General features: G+C 47.9%; 22 protein-coding genes and 1 pseudogene. 13 read left to right on the forward strand and 10 right to left on the reverse strand.

The features are described 5' to 3' along the window. The 4 genes from J3353_RS03985 to J3353_RS04000 all read right to left on the reverse strand — a co-directional run bounded on the left by J3353_RS03985 (window position 1) and on the right by J3353_RS04000 (window position 1,866). The gene (locus tag J3353_RS03985) at window positions 1-534 is read right to left on the reverse strand and encodes an AbrB/MazE/SpoVT family DNA-binding domain-containing protein (protein ID WP_156074976.1); all 534 of its coding nucleotides are present in this window, start codon (window positions 532-534) and stop codon (window positions 1-3) included. Window positions 535-713: 179 nt separating this feature from the next. Continuing rightward, window positions 714-950 (reverse strand): hypothetical protein, encoded by a 237-nt coding sequence (locus tag J3353_RS03990; protein ID WP_005922522.1) that lies wholly within the window; start codon window positions 948-950, stop codon window positions 714-716. A 60-nt stretch (window positions 951-1,010) separates the two neighbouring features. After that, the gene (locus J3353_RS03995; RefSeq protein ID WP_156074977.1) at window positions 1,011-1,394 is read right to left on the reverse strand and encodes a type II toxin-antitoxin system PemK/MazF family toxin; all 384 of its coding nucleotides are present in this window, start codon (window positions 1,392-1,394) and stop codon (window positions 1,011-1,013) included. Between the two features lie 85 nt (window positions 1,395-1,479). Next, window positions 1,480-1,866: a DUF6551 family protein gene (locus tag J3353_RS04000; protein WP_330220936.1), complete on the reverse strand. Its 387-nt coding sequence runs from the start codon at window positions 1,864-1,866 to the stop codon at window positions 1,480-1,482. 702 nt (window positions 1,867-2,568) lie between these two features. Between J3353_RS04000 and J3353_RS04005 the strand changes: the two genes are divergently transcribed. Continuing rightward, complete coding sequence (locus tag J3353_RS04005) at window positions 2,569-3,153, forward strand: TnsA endonuclease N-terminal domain-containing protein (RefSeq protein WP_197039582.1); 585 nt, start codon at window positions 2,569-2,571, stop codon at window positions 3,151-3,153. Between the two features lie 163 nt (window positions 3,154-3,316). Then, on the forward strand, window positions 3,317-3,436 hold the full coding sequence (locus J3353_RS16550; RefSeq protein WP_370569158.1) for a hypothetical protein: 120 nt from the start codon (window positions 3,317-3,319) through the stop codon (window positions 3,434-3,436). 472 nt (window positions 3,437-3,908) lie between these two features. Here J3353_RS16550 and J3353_RS04010 read toward each other — a convergent pair whose 3' ends face one another. Genes J3353_RS04010 through J3353_RS04020 form a run of 3 tightly spaced genes read right to left on the reverse strand, consistent with a single transcriptional unit; the run spans window position 3,909 to window position 5,919 of the window. After that, window positions 3,909-4,295 (reverse strand): hypothetical protein, encoded by a 387-nt coding sequence (locus tag J3353_RS04010; RefSeq protein WP_055080834.1) that lies wholly within the window; start codon window positions 4,293-4,295, stop codon window positions 3,909-3,911. A 35-nt stretch (window positions 4,296-4,330) separates the two neighbouring features. Continuing rightward, window positions 4,331-5,131, reverse strand: a complete 801-nt coding sequence (locus J3353_RS04015) for a helix-turn-helix domain-containing protein (protein ID WP_055080835.1) — start codon at window positions 5,129-5,131, stop codon at window positions 4,331-4,333. A 38-nt stretch (window positions 5,132-5,169) separates the two neighbouring features. Next, window positions 5,170-5,919 (reverse strand): SMI1/KNR4 family protein, encoded by a 750-nt coding sequence (locus J3353_RS04020; RefSeq protein ID WP_021750165.1) that lies wholly within the window; start codon window positions 5,917-5,919, stop codon window positions 5,170-5,172. A 357-nt stretch (window positions 5,920-6,276) separates the two neighbouring features. Here J3353_RS04020 and J3353_RS04025 point away from each other — a divergent pair, with 357 nt between their 5' ends. From J3353_RS04025 to J3353_RS04060, 8 genes and pseudogenes are all read left to right on the forward strand, one after another. Beyond that, complete coding sequence (locus J3353_RS04025; RefSeq protein ID WP_055081050.1) at window positions 6,277-6,690, forward strand: cysteine-rich VLP domain-containing protein; 414 nt, start codon at window positions 6,277-6,279, stop codon at window positions 6,688-6,690. A 111-nt stretch (window positions 6,691-6,801) separates the two neighbouring features. Further along, window positions 6,802-7,197 (forward strand): replication initiator protein A, encoded by a 396-nt coding sequence (locus tag J3353_RS04030; RefSeq protein WP_055080836.1) that lies wholly within the window; start codon window positions 6,802-6,804, stop codon window positions 7,195-7,197. A 185-nt stretch (window positions 7,198-7,382) separates the two neighbouring features. Then, on the forward strand, window positions 7,383-8,324 hold the full coding sequence (mobV, locus tag J3353_RS04035) for a MobV family relaxase (protein WP_055080837.1): 942 nt from the start codon (window positions 7,383-7,385) through the stop codon (window positions 8,322-8,324). Window positions 8,325-8,394: 70 nt separating this feature from the next. Further along, window positions 8,395-8,586 (forward strand): hypothetical protein, encoded by a 192-nt coding sequence (locus J3353_RS04040; RefSeq protein WP_002566025.1) that lies wholly within the window; start codon window positions 8,395-8,397, stop codon window positions 8,584-8,586. Window positions 8,587-8,680: 94 nt separating this feature from the next. Further along, complete coding sequence (locus tag J3353_RS04045; RefSeq protein ID WP_055080838.1) at window positions 8,681-10,192, forward strand: recombinase family protein; 1,512 nt, start codon at window positions 8,681-8,683, stop codon at window positions 10,190-10,192. Between the two features lie 70 nt (window positions 10,193-10,262). Continuing rightward, window positions 10,263-10,736 (forward strand): annotated as a pseudogene (locus tag J3353_RS04050) (SLATT domain-containing protein); the annotation flags it as partial. Next, entirely contained in the window at window positions 10,720-12,030 is a 1,311-nt protein-coding gene (locus J3353_RS04055) for a nucleotidyltransferase domain-containing protein (RefSeq protein WP_156074979.1), read from the forward strand. The pseudogene J3353_RS04050 and the gene J3353_RS04055, both read left to right, overlap by 17 nt. Before the next feature lie 93 nt (window positions 12,031-12,123). Beyond that, window positions 12,124-12,441 carry a DUF3847 domain-containing protein gene (locus tag J3353_RS04060; RefSeq protein ID WP_156074980.1) on the forward strand — a complete coding sequence of 106 codons (318 nt, stop codon included), beginning with the start codon at window positions 12,124-12,126 and terminating at the stop codon, window positions 12,439-12,441. A 213-nt stretch (window positions 12,442-12,654) separates the two neighbouring features. Here J3353_RS04060 and J3353_RS04065 read toward each other — a convergent pair whose 3' ends face one another. After that, window positions 12,655-13,467 carry a PD-(D/E)XK nuclease family transposase gene (locus J3353_RS04065; RefSeq protein WP_055185675.1) on the reverse strand — a complete coding sequence of 271 codons (813 nt, stop codon included), beginning with the start codon at window positions 13,465-13,467 and terminating at the stop codon, window positions 12,655-12,657. A 99-nt stretch (window positions 13,468-13,566) separates the two neighbouring features. On the opposite strand from J3353_RS04065, the gene mobQ reads away from it, so the two are divergent. The 3 genes from mobQ (at window position 13,567) to J3353_RS04080 (ending at window position 15,730) form a co-directional block, all read left to right on the forward strand. After that, window positions 13,567-15,144 carry a MobQ family relaxase gene (gene mobQ / locus J3353_RS04070; RefSeq protein WP_370569161.1) on the forward strand — a complete coding sequence of 526 codons (1,578 nt, stop codon included), beginning with the start codon at window positions 13,567-13,569 and terminating at the stop codon, window positions 15,142-15,144. 14 nt (window positions 15,145-15,158) lie between these two features. Continuing rightward, entirely contained in the window at window positions 15,159-15,332 is a 174-nt protein-coding gene (locus J3353_RS04075; protein WP_117554711.1) for a hypothetical protein, read from the forward strand. A 209-nt stretch (window positions 15,333-15,541) separates the two neighbouring features. Beyond that, a complete protein-coding gene (locus tag J3353_RS04080; protein ID WP_207684245.1) occupies window positions 15,542-15,730 on the forward strand; it encodes a hypothetical protein in 189 nt (62 codons plus the stop codon). Between the two features lie 152 nt (window positions 15,731-15,882). Here the strand turns inward: J3353_RS04080 and J3353_RS04085 are convergent, their stop codons facing one another. Both J3353_RS04085 and J3353_RS04090 read right to left on the reverse strand, forming a co-directional pair. Beyond that, on the reverse strand, window positions 15,883-16,338 hold the full coding sequence (locus J3353_RS04085) for a (deoxy)nucleoside triphosphate pyrophosphohydrolase (protein WP_207684246.1): 456 nt from the start codon (window positions 16,336-16,338) through the stop codon (window positions 15,883-15,885). Window positions 16,339-16,350: 12 nt separating this feature from the next. Further along, window positions 16,351-19,509 (reverse strand): DUF3427 domain-containing protein, encoded by a 3,159-nt coding sequence (locus tag J3353_RS04090; RefSeq protein ID WP_207684247.1) that lies wholly within the window; start codon window positions 19,507-19,509, stop codon window positions 16,351-16,353. Between the last annotated feature and the right edge of the window lie 17 nt (window positions 19,510-19,526).

A 19,526-nucleotide genomic window follows, 5' to 3' on the forward strand; every position in this document is an offset into this window, starting at 1 on the left:
TCAAATAATTTCCAGCCATTTGTGATCCTCCGCCATTCTTCCCTGCGTCTTTTCAACAAGCAGAACCGGGTCATATTCCGGAACGCCAACAGCATCCAGATAGTAATCCAAGCCCTTTCGTGTTTTCGGAATGCATCGGTCTGCCAGAAAGGCCAGGAAGTCTTCCCATGAGGGCGTTTCGTTCACACCAAACGCAGTATCCAGTATTTCGTCAACTTTGTTTTCGATGCAGATCTGCTCCGCTGTAAAATCTGCCAAAATCACGGTACACAACGTATCTCTGTCATAATACCGATATTCTTTCAGCTGATGTTCTTTCTGTTCTGCATTTCTGCGGAACAGTTCCGAGTCTGTTGATGCAAGCGGTCGGACGGTGATTTTTTCACCGTCAAAAGAAAGTTCTACCCGGTTATCTTTCTGGATTCCCATCGCACGAAGCCACACTGCCGGGAGATTGACCGAATACTTTTCTGCATTCTTTCCTGCTGTTCCCCCGGCTTTTCTTCTCATAATTTTCACGCTGCGACGATTCATGCACTTCACCTTCCCTTGCAAAAAGAATACCATATTGGCCGCCAACAATCAATGATTTTATTTTGTCAGCAAAATTCCAAAAACTTATGTAACGCAAAAAGCCCCACGCTCAACACTGCCTCTGAATCTGACCGTCTCTGGTCAGAGCAGAAAAGCATATGTTGAGCGTGGGGCTTTGTTTATCGGCTCGGCTGCCAGCCGGGCTTTTGGTGTTCTTTGGGTTTGTAGGTTCCTTTGGTAGTATCGATCACCGCCTGCAGCAATTCGAGCTTCTGCCATGTGGGGCAGTTCAGACGGTCGATTTTTTCGATCACATAGTTGGCGTGGGCGGTTGCGACCCGTTTTCCGAGTTCGTCCCATCCCTCTTTCGTTTTGGGGTAATGTACCACCACTTCAATGGGGGCACTCTTTCGCATGGCTCACTCACCTCCGGTTACATCGCTATCACCTCATTTTTACGGGTTACTGGTTGTCCGCTATTCGCTGCGGTTTCCGCTCAGAACATTCAGAGCCAGACTGACCAGCAAAACCATATCAATGCGGAGCATTTCAGCCTTGCTGGCATAGCCCATAAAGCGTTCGATGCGGGATTTATCGATCGTGAAGATCTGCTCCAGAAGAATCATGGACGGTTCTTCAAAGGCAGGGTTGGAATCCACCAGCACATGGGTGGGCTGGTTTTTCTTCTTTTCCGTCCGGGTAGTAACAGTTGCAACGATCAATGTAGGCGAATGACGGTTTCCAATGTTATTCTGCAGAACCACCACAGGACGTTTTCCGCCCTGTTCCGAGCCGATATGCGGCTCCATGTCTGCATAGTAGATGTCCCCTCTGAGATATCTCCAATTGTTCGGTAACATAAAAATCAACCTCCTTTTTATGTAAGAAACAGCCGCCGCAGACGGATACCACGACGGCTGTTGTTCAGGAGGTAAAACGAAACTGTCAGTTTTTCAGCGGCAGGCTCATCTCACGGCTGGCACCGTTATAGATGCGAAGAATCTGCCGCATGTGGCGGTTTGCAGAACTTCCGGTGTCTTTCTGAGCCAGCTGCGTGATGGTTTTCGGATGTGTCCTTGCCAGCTGCTGCACCAGGCGCTCCCGGCTGTACTCGCCCTCGTATACGGAGATGAAGCGGGCCACACCCCGGATCACACCGGCAAGGTAGGCGTCTACATTGCCCTTCCACGCCTCGTTGATGATGTGAAGCATCTCGACGTAGCGCTCACAGCCATACTGTTTGTACAGCTCGTATGCCGTTTCGATGCAGTAGATTTTCCAGGGTGCCCGGATGCCGTCATAGGCAAATTCCACACCGGCATTCGACGTGATCCACCTTTTTTGTGGTCTTACGGTTCATTTGCGTACTCCTTTTCGCTGATATATAAAAACGCCGTCCGTAGTTACCCTCGAACGGCGTTTGGAAAAGGTTTTGTATGGTTTCTCTTAATTTGCCCCCGGCACCCCTGAGAAAGGGAAACATTCAGGTGTTGGATTTGCACAACTTCATTGGCCTCTCGGCCACCCCGTCTTCTTTATGACCGGGCCGCGAATTACGGAAGTATCATTATCTGGAAGTACCTGAAGCTGCATATTCAATTTTCAAGGTCCGCCCGGCTGCGGCTCCCGCTCCCTTTCGGAGCTGGGCCGCTGCCGTGACAATAGTGTATCGTACTTTCGAGCAAAAGTTTATGGACTCGTAGTCCAAGTCACCCACCCTCTTAGTCTATATATTGTATACAACAGTCTCAAAAAGCAAAAAAATCCCGCCTGAAGAGCAAAACCTTCGCTTTGCCCTCAGACGGGATGTCTTTCGACACGACTGTTATAAATTCAAAAAAGCTCTTGACCTGAAGTCAACTTTAAGGATTATACTGAACCTGTCAGAAAAATTTTTGCCGCTCTTATGCGGCATGTATGATGATAAAGAAGAATTCTCTGCACACCAACTTTTTATGCTCTGCCCACTTTGTTTCGCTGTAGTGATCGTCTGATAAAGGAAAAAGTTCTTTAGGACGAAGTCATGCAGATATCTTGTATTACACTATCATCCCGACAATTTTCCATGCACTGTTTGATGTGACCGCAATTCAGAAGACAGAAGATAGAGATGTTGTACTGCTCCGTGAGCCGAAGGATGCAGCGTATTATGAGTTCTCCGCAAAGGATGATCTCGTGATTACGAATAAATACCCCGGATTTACGCCAGATGAAGTGCTCAAGAGCTTCCATGCGGATACATACTGCTTTGATTCGCTTCCCGAAAAGGAATGCTTCTTCCAATATATCAAGAGTGATAAGGTACAGGAAGTGTACTTTACCGGAATGTTCACCTCGAACCAAGGTGATCTCTCCGTATACTACTATGATCCTGAATCAGGTCGTATCCGGCAGTATTATCCTGACTTCCTCGCTAAAATGAAGGACGGCACTTACCAACTGATTGAGGTGAAAGGCGACAACAAAATCGATGATGTTGTCGTGCAGGCAAAGAAGGAGGCCGCGCTGGAGATGGCAGCAGCCAGTGGAATTAAGTATGAAATGTACGCAGGCAGCACCATTATGAAAACGCATATTCTTGAAAGTCTTCCAGTTCAGCAAACCAATTTGCTGCCGTAGTTACACAGATGCACCCGCTCAAATGAACGGGTGCATTTTTCATATCATAGGAGTATTTGACATTTCGTTGCAAAAGTGATGTGCTGATGAAAACACAATAAGATGTGGAATGAGATTCCAAATTCCACAATATTTAGATTTCTCGTAATATAGGGAGGCTTTCATGAGCGATAACACAAACGAGTATCAAGTATTGCTAGATATTGTCCGGCAAAACTACGCGAGTGTCGTTTGGACACATAAAATTCAAATAAAACAAGCTGATATTTATGCCACTCGTTAGGTCAGTTTACAAGGAACTACACGCAGACCACGAAACGGGGGCTGCTGACAACAAATAAAGGCTGAGTATCAAGCACCGAAAAAGTGCGAGATATTCAGCCTGTTTTGTTGTCCGGGGTTTCCAAAGGGGCTTGCCCCTTGGCACACGACTTTGCTTGCAAAGTGTAGTGTGTTATACGCTCTGTCGGCGTTGCTGCGAAAATGAGGTTGCCGCCGGGTCGGGCAAGGGCATTTGAAGCAGCAGGAAAACAGGGCTGTGATTGCGTGTCGTGGAGCCGCAAGCGCAGGGCTGGTTTCGTCAGCAGACAGGGCGTATATGAAAGCCCCCGTCCCTTATCCCACGCCGGACTTCGGGACAAAATGTCCCGAACTTGTGGACACACTCACAAAAAAGCAAACAGATTTTTCTCTCAAAATTGGAATGGGCGGGGAAGCCATTTTAGGGCTTTGCTATCTCCCTGATAAATGAGAAGTTAAGTTTCGTCCATATATATTTTTACCTCGATGTATTCATGATTTCTTGCATAAGCAAACGACGCTGATTTTCTGATATAGTCAAATATATTTTCGTCTAAATCTTCGTCCCATGTTGTTTCGCTGAAAATTTTATTTTCAGCGGTTGGCTTATACAAGATGACTACATGGATTTGATAAAACTCTTCATCATCATTTGAAAACTGTCGAACTAATGAAATTTGAAAAAATGGTTCTTTTGAAAAAGCAGTAAATGTTCCGGTTTCAAATAAAACCATATCTTCTTCAAGCGGTGTGCTGCACATCTGCTCAAAAACATCAACTATTTCTTCCACAGACATTTTATCCGTTATCTTATCTTCTAAAAACTTAATCAAGTTCTCCATTGATTTTCCTCCTGTAAATTCTTATTTATTGTTCTCTACTTCCGTCCCCGCTGTGGATTTGGATTTTTCAGCAAGTCCGACTTCTGCGCAATCCTTTTCAGCCACTTTCTTTCTTCTTCCGACAGCTTCCCGTAGTTCAGCTTGAGCCGCTTGCAGATAAACGCCAGCGACGCTTGCTCCGGGTCGCTACCCTCTTTGGCGGTTTCCTCGGCGGTCTGCAAAAAATCTTCCAGTGGGTTATCCTCCGGGACGCTGAAAAAATCGTCCTTATGTGTTTCCCGCAGGTCGAGGGCTATCTTGTTTATGTCCTGCTGTATCACATAGCGGCAAAAGCTGTCATCGTCAATATGGGCGGTGACAAGCTGCCGTAACTGCGGGTCAGTCAGGCCGGGATTGTGCTGCTTCATAATCGTTGCGCTCATGGTATCTACTATGGCGTTTGCGGCCTGCACCTGCTTCACCGCCACGCCGTTCACATAGATTTCAAGGTCAGCCATGAGCCGGGGAAAATCCGGGTGTGTCGCCAGTTCACACAAGAGAGAATTGTCCATCAGCCCGCTTTTCAGCAGTTCAATCATATCATCACTCAAACGCAGTTCTGCAAGATCGGCGTTTGGGTGATTTTTTGTTTGAGAACGCCCCAGCAGATAATCAACAGTCACTTCATAAAACTTTGCCAACTCAATAAGGGCATAATGGCTGATGTCCTTGAAATTATCCCCCTCATAACTGCCCAACGCAGACTTGGAGAGGTGCGTCTGCTCCGCAAGCTGTTCCAGCGTCAACCCACGCTCCACACGAAGGTCTTTCAATCGTTCTTGTATGGATAGTTCCATGCTCCCCCTCCTTGTCTGCTTGATAGTCAAAAATATTTTTAATTTTCTCGCAGATAATTCACTAACTCTTTTTCTAACAATTCATACATGGTATTCCGCAAAAATTTTACTTTGTCTTGCTCATGGGCATAGTACCAGACAGTTTCTTCGCCGGGGCGAAGTAGGAGTAAATCTCCGTCAGCCTCTTTCCAAAATTCGCCTAGTACACAATAATGCTCCTCGTGAATAGTTAGATTAAAGAGCTGGGATAAGCTGATACTCAAACCTGTAGATACATTAACTCCCTCAGTTATGAGAAAAAATTCCCGAACTTGTGTTGGGAGAATAAATCCTAATTTCTTTTCTATCTCTACAATCTTCTCCACAGTTGCAGCAGATTTTATTTCATCAGAGGAGTCCAAGACTTTTGCCAACATTTTTGAGAACTTAGGGTATTGAGTAAACCATTCTGGGTGCTGTGCCTTGAATTTCTTTTGCTTTTCCCGTTGTACTCGTTTCTGTTCCTTACAGTAAGCGTCCAATTCCTCCAGATACCGTTCTTGATAGAGATTGCTAATTTCAAACGCTATTCCGTTCTTCTCCAGAATAGTGATGGCTCCCTTTTGGCTACCAAATACTGGTACCCAAGAAAATCCATGCGACCGGGGTTTTAACTTCAAAAACTCGCCGTGGTTCAATAGTTTTTCCACTTCGGATTCGTGTTCGTTCCACCAACCCCACCAACTCTCAGGATTTTCCCTGCCCTCTACTAAATTTAAGCACTTTGAAAATAACTCCAACTTATCCATCTCTATCACCTCGCATTATTCTTTTTCTATTCTACCACAATTCCGAGAGCGTGGAAATAGCGAGTTTTCCGAGGTGATTTCCTACCTTATGGATATACGGCACAGGCGGTCGAAAAAGTGTAGACTTGTGGTAGTTCATCGATGAGCTGCACCTTGAAAACCAAATGACCGTCCGAAAAGGAATACCCCGGCAAGGGAAGCACCGCAAGGAGCCAATTTCTGGACACTTTGTCCAGAGGTCACTTCGGGACAACTTGTCCCGAATCTGTGGGGAGCGTGCCAACGCCGGAACACGCCGCAGGAATGAGGCAGGAAGCCTTTTCGGAGAGAACGGCTAAGGAAAAATGGAGGGAACACATGAGAGAGAACCCATATAAACGACTGCCGCCCATAGAGCGCAAGCCGGACGGTACCCTCTGCCGCATGACCCCGGCACAGAGGAAGCAGGCAAACGCCCTGATCCGCCGGGAGTGCTGCTGTTATGAGGACGGGAACTGTATGCTCCTTGACGATGGGGATACCCACACCTGCCCCCAGACCATTTCTTTCTCGGTCTGCTGTAAGTGGTTCCGCTGGTCGGTCTTACCGCAAATCGGGACGCTGGAAGCGGAAATTTTCCGGGATAAGGACTTGAAACGCTGTGCGGTCTGCGGCAGAGTGTTCGTCCCAAAGTCCAACCGAGCGAAATACTGTCCCGACTGCGCCGCCAGAGTTCACAGGCGGCAGAAAACAGAAAGTGAACGGAAAAGGAGGTCTTGTGTGGACAGTTAGGGGCTGAAAAGTCCTTGATTTACAAGGCTTTGCAAACAAAGAACAGGGGCAGGCAATAGAAACTACCGTCTACCCCCAAAAACGGGCTTCTAACCGTCCACAAAACACGATATGACAAACACAATCTATATCCATCAGCCGGAAAAGGCGGTCAGCTTTACCCGGCTTCCGAATTTCCTTTTTGAAGCCCCCACATTCACACCCCTGTCCAACGAGGCAAAGATATTGTATGCCTTTATCCTGCGCCGGACAGACCTATCCCGAAAAAACGGCTGGGCGGACGAGTACGGGCGGATTTACCTGTATTACCCAATCTACGAGGTGGTGGAGCTGCTCCACTGCGGGCGGCAGAAAGCGGTCAACACCCTGCGGGAACTGCAATATGCCGGATTGGTGGAGATCCAGAAGCAGGGCTGTGGAAAACCCAACCGCATTTATCCAAAATCCTATGAAGCGGTTTCAAACACCGACTTCAAGAAATCCGGTTATGGAACGCCGGAGGACTGAAAACCGCACTCCACAAGTACGATAATCAATCCTCTTGAAGTACGAAAATCGGACGGTATATAGAAATACAGAGATTAAAACGATTTTATTTATATCTATTCCATTCCAATCCTATCCGAGCTAATTCCTGTGAGATTTTTCCTGTGGAAAACCCCGGATAGGAAAGGGATGGGGAAAGGAGCAGAATGGCACAACACGCATTTTTGCGATTTGAAAAACACAAGGGCAATCCGGCAAGACCGCTGGAAGCCCATCACGAACGGCAGAAAGAGCAGTATGCCAGCAACCCGGATATTGACACCAGCCGGAGCAAGTACAATTTCCACATCGTTAAGCGGTCGGACAGGTACTACCACTTCATTAAAAGCCGCATTGAACAGGCTGGCTGCCGCACCCGTAAGGATAGTACCCGGTTTGTGGATACGCTGATTACCGCCAGCCCGGAGTTTTTCAAGAAGAAGCCCCCAAAGGAGATACAGGAATTTTTCCAGAGGGCGGCTGATTTCTTAATCGGGCGGGTAGGCCGGGAGAATATCGTGTCGGCAGTGGTACACATGGACGAGAAAACACCCCACCTGCATTTGGTCTTTGTCCCGCTGACAGAGGACAACCGCCTGTGTGCAAAGGAGATTATAGGGAACAGAGCCAACCTCACAAAATGGCAGGACGATTTTCACGCCTATATGGTGGAGAAATATCCTGACTTGGAGCGTGGGGAAAGTGCCAGCAAGACAGGCAGAAAGCATATCCCCACCCGTCTGTTCAAGCAGGCGGTCAATCTATCCAAACAGGCAAGAGCCATTGAAGCCACGCTGGACGGCATTAACCCGCTGAATGCCGGAAAGAAAAAAGAGGAAGCCCTCTCCATGCTGAAAAAGTGGTTCCCACAGATGGGGAATTTCTCCGGGCAGTTGAAAAAATACAAGGTCACAATCAATGACCTGTTAGCGGAAAATGAAAAGCTGGAAGCAAGGGCAAAAGCCAGTGAAAAAGGCAAGATGAAAGATACGATGGAACGGGCAAAGCTGAAAAGCGAGCTGAAAGACATTCAGCGGCTGGTAGACCGTATCCCGCCGGAGGTGCTGGCAGAGCTGAAACGGCAGCAGCGACACACAAGGGAACGGTGATTGATGGCAGAAAACATTTCACGCCGCAGCATGGCGGCACTGCACTTTGAAAATTAAATACGGAGGTACTATGGAGCATATCAGATACAAGAAAGAAACCGAAGTCGTGACTTTTCAGGGAAAGGAAATCACGCTGGAAAATCTCTCCCCGGTGTTCACGCCGGAGCAGGAAGCGGCAAAACGCCGGGAGCTGGAACAGCAGCTTTATGAGGTGTTCCGCAAGTATGCCGACAAGCGGCAGAGTGAGGAAGCCGGGGCATAAGATTTTCCGAAGCCATCGTTGATTTGCGGGGCTGCTGGCGGTATAATAAAACTGTCAGCAGCTCCGTTTCTTTTTTAAGAAAAGGAGCGACAATATGAATAATCGAATAGACGCAATCTATGCAAGACAATCGGTAGACAAAAAGGACAGCATTTCCATTGAAAGCCAGATTGAATTTTGCAAATACGAGTTGAAAGGCGGTAACTGCAAGGAATACACAGACAAAGGGTACAGCGGCAAGAACACAGACCGTCCGAAGTTTCAAGAACTGGTGCGGGACATCAAGCAGGGCTTAATTGCAAAGGTCGTGGTTTACAAGCTCGACCGTATCAGCCGTTCCATTCTGGACTTTGCCAACATGATGGAGCTGTTTCAGCAGTACAATGTGGAGTTTGTGTCCTCTACGGAAAAATTTGATACCTCCACCCCGATGGGGCGGGCGATGTTGAATATCTGTATCGTGTTCGCCCAGCTTGAAAGGGAAACCATACAGAAGCGAGTAACGGACGCTTACTATTCCCGCAGCCAGCGAGGTTTCAAGATGGGTGGGAAAGCCCCTTATGGCTTCCATACAGAGCCGATCAAGATGGACGGTATCAACACAAAAAAGCTGGTGGTAAATCCAGACGAAGCGGCAAATATCCGGCTGATGTTTGAGATGTACGCCCAGCCCACTACCTCCTACGGGGACATTACCCGGTACTTTGCCGAACAGGGGATTTTATTCAACGGCAAAGAGCTGATACGCCCCACGCTGGCGCAGATGTTACGAAATCCTGTCTATGTGCAGGCAGACCTTGATGTGTACGAGTTTTTCAAAAGTCAAGGGACAGTCATTGTCAATGACGCTGCCGATTTTACTGGCATGAACGGCTGCTATCTGTATCAAGGGCGAGATGTGAAGCCCAGCAAAAAGAACGACTTGAAAGACCAAATGCTGGTACTGGCTCCCCATGAGGGCATTGTCCCGGCGGATATATGGCTGGCCTGCCGCAAGAAGCTGATGAACAACATGAAAATCCAGTCTGCCCGGAAAGCCACCCACACATGGCTGGCGGGAAAAATCAAATGCGGGAATTGCGGATATGCGCTTATGAGTATCTTCAATCCGTCCGGCAGGCAATATCTCCGCTGCACGAAACGGCTGGATAACAAGAGTTGTCCGGGCTGTGGGAAAATCATCACTTCCGAACTGGAAGCGGTTGTTTATCAGCAGATGGTGAAAAAGCTGGAAAAGCACAAGACGCTGACGGGCAGGAAGAAAGCGGCAAAGGCAAACCCGAAAATTGCCGCCCTGCAAGTGGAACTTCTCCATGTGGACAGCGAGATTGAAAAGCTGGTGGACAGTCTGACGGGTGCAAACAATGTTCTGCTCTCCTATGTGAATGTGAAGATAGCGGAACTGGACGGACGCAAGCAGGAACTTCTGGCGAGGATAGCGGAGCTGACGGTGGAAGCCATCAGCCCGGAACAGGTCAGCCAAATTTCCGGCTACCTCGACACTTGGGAGAATGTATCCTTTGACGACAAGCGGCGGGTGGTGGACTTGATGATTACCACCATAGCCGCTACAAACGACAGCTTGAACATCACATGGAAAATCTGACGGGCGGAACTCCTCCCGTCAGATACCTACCCTGTGTAGTCCCTTGTAAACTGTACTTTATAGGCGACTTGAAAATTTCAACGTTATATTGGCGGCTGCAACATCATGTGGAGCAGTTTCGATTTTTGCGGATCAAGATTCTTTCGTACTAAAGATTGCAACAGTTATCCTTTCGTTCATTACAACTGCCGTAACAACATACCTAAAATGTTTTGATTTGAAAGCAATGGAAAAGCAACATAAAGATGCTGCAGAACATTTTCTTGTCGTTCGCAACGAACTTCTGCATCTAATTGGAGAAATTCATATGCAGGAAAAGTCTGTTAACGAACTGGATGAAAAATTCCATGGGATTGAAGAAACGCTTAATGCTCTGTATCTTTCAGCTCCATCAACAACGGATGATGCTGTTGTAGCTGCGTCAATAGCACTCGGAACTAACAAGGATTACACTTATACAAATGATGAAATAGATCGTTTTCTACCTCCCACACTCAAGGGAACCATAAAGAAAAAGGAGTATGTCGATGGCACTAGCAACTAAGGTTGGCGGATTTGATGTCCTTTGTTCAAACATTGAACTTGATAACTTTGACGAAATGGAAAAGTCCTCAAAATCTATCGCCAAGAAATTAAATAGTGTATATTACGATTTAGATAACGATGATACCTCCCATTTGTATATCGTTGGCTCTGTAGGAAGAAAGACAGCAATAAAAGGTAGCAGTGATCTTGATATTCTGTTTGACTTACCATCTGATACATATAAGAAATTTGATGCATATGAATCAAATGGACAAAGTGCATTACTCCAAGAAGTAAAAAAGTTCTTGCAAGAGCGCTATCCTAAAACAGATATAAGTGGCGATGGACAAGTTGTTGTTATAGAATTTAGCCGCTATACAGTTGAACTTGTCCCGGGGTTCAAACAGGCTGACGGTCGTTTCAAATACCCGGATACAAACAATGGTGGAAGTTGGAAATATACTGACCCTCTTCCAGAACAAGACACATGCCAAGAGAGCGACAATAACTCTAACGGCATATACTTTGATTTTTGCCATATCCTTCGCAAGTGGAAAAATGAGCAGGGGTTTAAATTTGGTGGATTGTTAATTGACACGCTTGTCCATGACCACTTTGAGGACAACGAATTCTATAAGGACTCATCAATTGATGATTACTTTGACATTCTGGAAAATCTGTTTTCGTACTTGAGTGAACAAGACAAAGAAAGAACGTACTGGTATGCGCTTGGAAGTAATCAGCAGGTACTGAACTCTGGAAATGGAGCTTTCGTAGACGAAGCCAGTGATGTGCTAGAAAAGATCGATGTTGCAGAGCAAGAGGACAATGTTTCGGCTACCTTACAGGAAATATTGGGCACCGAATATCCTGTTGAACAGCGAGTTCTGGAAAAAGCAGCATTTGCAACACGTTCTTTCGAACACACAGAGCAATTTATTCAGAATCTGTTCCCGGTAGACATTCGATATTCCTTGTCAATTGATTGTGAAGTCAAGCAAAATGGTTTTAGAGAAAAAATGTTAAGCGCAATTCTTCGTGACAGGCAGATATTAAGACATAATAAGCAATTGAAATTTTTCATTTCTGAAACAGACTGCCCCGAACCTTATGATATATATTGGAAAGTAAGGAATGTGGGTCCTGTTGCTGAAAGTAAAAACTGTATCCGTGGCCAAATCGAAAAAACAAATTTACATACTCATCGAGAGCATACAGATTTTCAAGGCAGCCACTATGTTGAATGCTATCTGGTGAAAAATAATATTTGTGTTGCCAGAGCACATATCAGTGTGCCTATTGGAGTAGCTTGATATCGTTTCTTGAGTTGCATTCAAACTTCATCTTTTTTACAAAGAAGGACATTCTTTTGTGAGAGTGTCCTTCTTTACTATCTGGAGGGAAAATTGGACTACGAAAATACAAAACTTAAAAATCTCCGCAGCGAAAAAGCCAAAGTAGAACAGAAGCTGCGCTCTTGCCAGCACCGGGAGAAGATCCTTGAACGCCAGATGTCAGAGCTGAATCGGAGAGAACGTGTGCATCGTCTTTGCACCCGTGCCGGAATGCTGGAAAGCTTTCTGGTCTGTCCGGGAGAGCTGACCGATGATCAGGTGATGGAGCTTTTGAAGATCTCGTTCCGTCAACCGGAAGTCGTGCTGGCTCTTGCAAAGATGGTGCATGATGTTCACGAACGCAGCAACGTCCAAAACCCTTTAGAATAAAGGGCGCAATTATACACCGTTCCGGTGAAATTGCGGTCTTGCAGACGGCTCGATGAAATCGAAGCTGGCGTTTGTGCGCCAGCCCGATTCCATCCCAAGGAAAACTGCATTTTCCTTGCGCTGCTTTGCAGCTATCCTTTTGCCCGCTACCATAAAACACGCATGAAAAAGCCGATTGGAAACAGCAACATTTCCAATCGGCTTATCTTTTTGTTAGGCAGATTTCTTTTCAGCTAATGCCCGGACTTCCTCAATTGAAAGGTCGGTGTACTTTGCCACCTTTTCACAAGGCACACCATCTGCCAACATTGCCAATGCGTGTTTGACCGATGTTTCATGCTCGGTTTCATCCCGCATCTTTTCCATAGCTCTGCACATAGCTGCCACTCCCTTCGTATCTTCTTTAAAATAACGAACTCTCTGTGCCAAAATGGAATAATTCATATCCTTTGAGTTGGTACAGAAAAAGTCGTGCATCAGTTTTCCTAATGCGGTTTCGTCCTTGATTTGTGAGTTCACATAAACGATGTGCGCCTGATCGTTGAAAGCCGTTCCAGTTTCCCGAACTGTACGGTCAACATGATAAATTGGAAGGCCTGCCTTTAATACGTCATTTTCCGTGATAAAGATAACGTATGTTTCGTTCAGCGCATCATAATCATCGCCCGCATCAGTCAGGTTTGCATCCAACAGACTACTGTTATACCGTGCGCGCTTTTCACTCGCACCACGGTCACTGCGCTGCACCTCAATATTATATGCACGGTTTTCCCGATCCACTGCCAAAATATCCAATCGGACTGAACGCCCTTGCAGATTTTTGATGCTGTACTGGCCGTGAACCTCTTTGACGGTCAAATCATCCCGTTTCAAGATGATCTGCAAAAGAAACTCAGCACAGGCACGTTCTTCAAACACCGCAGCCATGAAATCATCATCAATCAACCGCAATCCACACAACCGCTGCAAATCTTCTTCATGTTTCCGTTCAAAATCCAGTTCCTGTTGTGATTTTCTTTCCGACATTGGCTCACCAGCTTTCTGCTTACTTATCCAAAATAATAGTACCATAATTCCGTGATTTTTACAAGAGAACGATTCAAATGTCATCAGGAGGTGATGCCTATTCCGTGTCCGCATTTCAAAATCACCATCGTCAAGCGCAGCCAAGGGCAGTCCGCTGTTGCCGGGGCCGCTTACCAGAGCGGCGAACGGCTGTTCAGCGAGTACGACCAGAAAACGAAATTCTACAACAAGAAGAAAGAACTTGTCCACGCCGAAGTCATGCTGCCGTCCCATGCACCACCCGGATTTGCAGACCGGGCAACCCTCTGGAATGCCGTGGAAGCCGTGGAAAACCAGTGGAACTCCCAGCTTGCCCGACGCATCGTGCTGGCGTTTCCGGTGGAGGTGCCGAAAGAACAGTATCTCTCCATGATACAGGAATTCTGTCAGGAGCAGTTTGTTTCCAAAGGGATGATTGCTGACTTTGCCATCCACGACAAGGGCGATGGGAACCCACACGCCCACATTCTGCTGACGATTCGGGCAATGGACGAACATGGCAAGTGGCTCCCGAAAGCCCGCAAGGTTTATGACCTTGATGAAAATGGAGAGCGCATCCAACTCCCATCCGGCAACTGGAAATGCCACAAGGAAAACACGGTGGACTGGAACGACCAGAAGTACGCCGAGGTCTGGCGGCACAGCTGGGAAACCATCACCAACCGCTATCTGGAAGCCGCTGGCAGACCGGAGCGTGTTGACCTCCGTTCGTTTGAACGTCAGGGAGTGCAGCAGATTCCGACCGTGCATCTCGGCCCCGCTGCTCACCAGATAGAAAAACGTGGGATAGAAACCTTTCTCGGCAACCTGAACCGGGACATTCGTGCCGCCAACAGCCTGATGCAGTCCATTCGTAACACCATCCGTGGGCTGCAACGCTGGATCGCAGACCTGACCGAAAAGAAACAGCTTCTTCTGGACGCTCTGGAAAAGGCGAAAGAACCCACGCTGTCCGACCTGCTGGTGGACTACTTCAACCTTCGCAATGAGCAGCGCAGCGATTGGTCTGGCAAGGCAAAACTGAAATGCACTGTCCGGGACTTTGAGGAAGTCAAACAGGCGGTGGACTATCTGAAAGCACATTCCCTGAACACCATCGAGGATTTGGACACTGCAATTTCTAACCTGAATCAGACCGCCGCCCCTCTCCGCAGGCAGTTGAAGCAGAACGAAAACCGTATGCGGACAATCGCCCAGATCAAGGACGCTGCTGCCGTCCATGCCAAGCTGAAACCTGTCCACGATACCTTTATGAAGAAAAACTTTAAGCTGACCAAGGACGCTTATGCCGCCCAGCACAAGGAGGAAGTGGACACCTTCAACAAAGCCGTCCGCACTCTGATGAAACTGAACGGCAGCACAGCGGTGAATTTTTCGGCATTGGATGCCGAATTTTCTGCGCTGCAATCCAGCAGCGCAGAGCTGCGCACCCAACTGGAAACCTTGCAGCCGGATATCTCCGCCCTGAAAAATATCCGCAAGTATATCGACATGGTGCTGAATAAACAGCAGCTTTCTGCACCGGGCGGTAAGACCCCGGAGAAGGAATCGGTGCTGAAAAAGCTGGAAGAAGTCAAGGCGGCGCTTGAACAGAAAAAATTACAGCCCCAGCAAAAGGCAACTGAACACACATTGTAAAAGGAGAAGCACAAATGAGCAAAACTATCACTCTGACCGAACATCGCCCCGCTGACGGACTGTTGACCATGCGAGTCAGAAACACAACTTACAACGTCAACATCTTTTTCAATCCGAATGCAAAGAGCACATTGGATACTCAAATGCGAAAAATCATCCAAAAAGAAGCGAAAGCTGGCAATTTTTAAATTTGCAGCAGCATCTTGATTTTTTATCTTGACAAAATGCAGCCCAACGGTAACGCAGATTTTACCGCAATTTGATGACGGCAAGTTCTGGATGTTCTCGGAAGGCGGGAGAAAGTTCATCGGACTGGAAAAGAACAGTCACGTCTTCCTTGCCATTTACGACAAGTACGATGGTTTTGGCAATCTCAGAAGCCTGCAGGTCACCGGCGATGGTCGAGCCTTTCTCGGAGGAGTACAACGCCCATGCTGCTTTCAAGAAGATCCCGCTGGACGCTCTGAAAAAACTGCCCTCACCGATGAATCTGATCTGCGTGACGCCTACCCGCATCGATGCTCTGTTCTCCGATTTCAAGAAAGACGGTTACAGCGTCCGGCAGGTCCTGCATCAGCTTGCGTGAACAGAATTAGCTAAATCAACCAATAAAGGCCTCCGAATCTCTTTCTTATTAGGAAAAGATTCGGAGGCCTCTGTTTTACGATTTTTTCGGAATAGCGGCTTTCACCAGCAGCGTCATGGGACGGCCCAGTTCATCTTTCATTCCGGGAATCCTCAGCATCTCTGCAGAGGTTCTTTGTCATATTCGCTGGTATGGAGTGGTTTCACTGGCTGCATTGAGCTTCTGATAACATCCAAAATGGTCTGATCCGCCGGGAGCCACGGAACAGAATCAAACTCCTCCTTCGTCAGCCACCGCGCAGCTTCCGCTTCTTTCAGAACAAGCTCGCCGGAAACCACTTCACACCAGAAGCAGTCCATGGAAAGATGAAACGCCGGATAATCGTACTCGACCGTACCAATCCGGTCACCCACGGCGATTTCCGTGTCCAGTTCTTCTTCGATTTCCCGCTTCAGAGCCTGCTGCGGGGTTTCGCCCGGCTCGATTTTGCCGCCCGGAAACTCCCACTGGCCTTTGTAGTCGCCATAACCGCGGGCGGTAGCATAGATTTTGTACTTTTCCTGCATGGAGTCGCAAATCACAGCGGCCACAACACGAATCGTTTTCATAACGTTCTCCTTTTAACCGACCACCAGTTTATTGGTCTTTTTGAGGAACTTTGCCGGAATCGGACGATCCAGCTTCCAAGTAATATTCATTGGGCGGGAGCCTTCATGCGTTACATAGTTCACTGTGCCTAAGTAGGTGTAGGCAGCTGCACCGCCAAAACGGGAGTCCGACTTAAACTCACGGACAAATAGCAGTACACGGCTTCCCTTCTCCCGATGATGAATATATCGTTGACCGGTAGCCGAATTTTCTGCGGTCGTGCTCTGGCTCTGCCAGTGGAACAGGCTCTCGTTGATGGAGTAATCTTTGTACATGGTGGTTGGCGAATAATCCTTGTCCGCTTTATTCAAGGTCACAAAGAACACGTCCAGATTCTTGTCCGGCAGCCATTTCACGCCCTCGCGGACAGTAGCAGGTTTCAGAAAGTCCAGTGCCACCAGCAGCTGGTCACGAGTATAAGTACAGTGCAAATCCAGCGGGCAGTCAAAACCAACATCTACCGGCTCATCGATAAAGTCGATTCGATTATACTGATATTGCAAGAGTGCCTGCAATTCGTGCAGCAAAACCGGGCTGTCCGAGAGAGCATATAGGTTATCGAGAACTTCCTCATCGTCCCAACGTTCCGCAGCTTTGCCCCATACGGTCACATAAAACATTTGCAGCATTCGCTGTTCTCGCGGCGATAGTGCTGCAAAATCAGTGTCGTCCAACTTGAGCAAAAGGTTCAACAGAAACTGAATCCACCTGCGGGAATCCACGACCGCAAAGCGTGCAAGTGCTTTGGTCATGGTTTCTTCCAGTAGTTCCGTAAAGTCGGAAGCTGTCCCTGCACGGACACACAGACGGGCAAAGCAGATTTTCTTACTGTAAATCGCCCGTGGGTCGAGATGGTAGTAATCGAGAAAAATCCCCAGTGTCAACGGCAGGCCGGTATCTTCTGTGAAGGAGGCTGCCCGTGCCACAAGGCCGGAAGTGCGGTCATAAGATGCACTGATATTATCCAGCACATACTTTGCTGCGATTTTTTCCAGCTGAATGTAGCAGCCTTTTGGCGCAGAGAGAAAACCTTCCTTGATTTCCCGGCTTACACTGCGGGCAGTATTGGAAAGCAGTGCTGCAAACTTCTCCTCAAAATTATACTTTTTGTTTGCCTGACCGATAAAATCCAGCACAGTCAGGCATTCTTTGTTTTCGGCCAGACGCAGGCCGCGGCCCAGCTGCTGCAAAAACACGGTCAGCGATTCCGTGGGACGCAGGAACAGCACCGTGTTCACTTCCGGAATGTCCACGCCTTCATTGTAAATATCCACAACAAAAATGAAATGAAGCTCCCCAGAAACAAGCCTTTGTTTGGCTGCGTTGCGCTCCTCATCCGGAGAGTCCCCTGTCAATGCCATGGACGAAATGCCACGTGCATTGAAATAATCAGCCATGAACCTGGCATGTTCAATGGAAACGCAGAAGCCCAGACCTTTTACCTCGTTGATGTCTGTCACATATTTCAAAATCGAGTTTACCACAAGGTCGGCACGCCGCTCTGCCACCAAACCGCTGAGGGTGTACAGATTGGACAGTTCGTTTTTGTCGTATCCGCCCGTTCGCCATTTCAGGCTGCTCAAATCTGCCGTGTCGGTCACACCGAAATATTGAAAGGGACAAAGCAGTTTCCGGTCAATGGCTTCCGGCAGACGAATTTCGGCAGCAATGCGCCCACTGAAATAGTCCAGAATGTTCTTTCCGTCCATGCGTTCCGGGGTGGCGGTCAGGCCCAGCAGGATTTTCGGCTGATAGTATTCCAGCAGCTTCTGGTAGGTCGGTGCAGCGGCATGATGGAACTCATCCACAACGATATAATCGTAGAAATCCGCATCTGTTTTCGTGGTAAAATCCTGCGAATTGAAAGTCTGAATGGAGATAAACAGATGGTCGATGCTGTCAGCCTTGTGGCTGCCCACAAACAGCTCGCCAAAATTGGCGTCTTTCAGCACTGCCCGGAAAGTATACAGGCTCTGCTTCAGAATCTCCTCCCGATGCGCCACGAACAACAGCCGGCAGGGGTGACCCGGATGCTGTTTGCAGAAACGCTTGTAATCCAGTGCGGAAATCACAGTCTTTCCGGTTCCGGTAGCAGCCACTACAAGGTTTCGGTTGTACCCTCGCACCGTGCGTTCTGCATCCAGCTTATCCAGAATCTCCTGCTGGTAAGAATATGGCAGAATGTCCAGCGTGTAGATGCCACTGTTGTCGGTTTCGCTGTACTTTTCATCTTTTAAGGCACGGGTCAGGCGTTCCTTCTGCCCTTCATCATAATATTCAAACTCGTTGGAGTTCCAGTAGCTTTCAAAGGTGGCTGCAATTTTGTCAATCGTCTCCGGCAAGTCCTTCTTTGTGACTTTCACATTCCATTCCAGACCGCTGGAAATTGCGGCATTGGACAGGTTAGAGGAACCAACATACGCCGTCGTGAAGCCGGTATCCCGGTAAAACACATAAGTTTTTGCATGGAGCCGGGTACGCTTCGTGTCATAACTGACCTTGATTTTGGTGTTCGGCAGCTGACGCAGTTCTTCGATGGCCTTCACATCTGTAGCCCCCATATAGGAAGTCGTAATGATGCGCAGTTCGCCTCCACTCTGCGTGAACTGGCGCAGCTCGTCCATAATAAGCCGCAGACCACTCCATTTGATGAAGGACACCAGCATGTCAATGCGGTCAGCAGACACGATTTCCTTTTTCAGCTCGGTGTACATCTGAGGCTCATGAATGGCACCGGTGAACAACGAGCTTTGTGCAATAGAGGTCTCCGGTCGTTCCAGCTCTTTTGCGCTTTTTCCTGTGGCAAGACGCGGGTCGTTGTCTCGTAAAAGCGCAAGAAGCTGCTCTGCCCGCTGGTCAACGCCCAGCGAAGCAAAGTCAGCTTCCTGTGTGGTGTTCTGGATCGTGTTTACGATCTGATTTGCCAGCTGAATCTGCGCTTCGAGTCCTCCACCGTTGTCCTGTACATTCTCAAGGCCCTTCTGCACCACGTCGGTCAGGTACTGTGCCAGAACTTTGGAGGCTTCTGCTGTATCGATGGGTGCAGTGGACTTGCGGGCCTCCGGAATCTCCGAAAGCTCGCTGCTCAGTGCGTTATTGATGACCTGTTCATACAGTCCGGGTTGGAGCATGGCAAATTCCCCCTTGA

It is taken from the genome of Faecalibacterium sp. Marseille-Q4137, assembly GCF_017377535.1.
Lineage (GTDB): Bacteria > Bacillota > Clostridia > Oscillospirales > Ruminococcaceae > Faecalibacterium > Faecalibacterium duncaniae.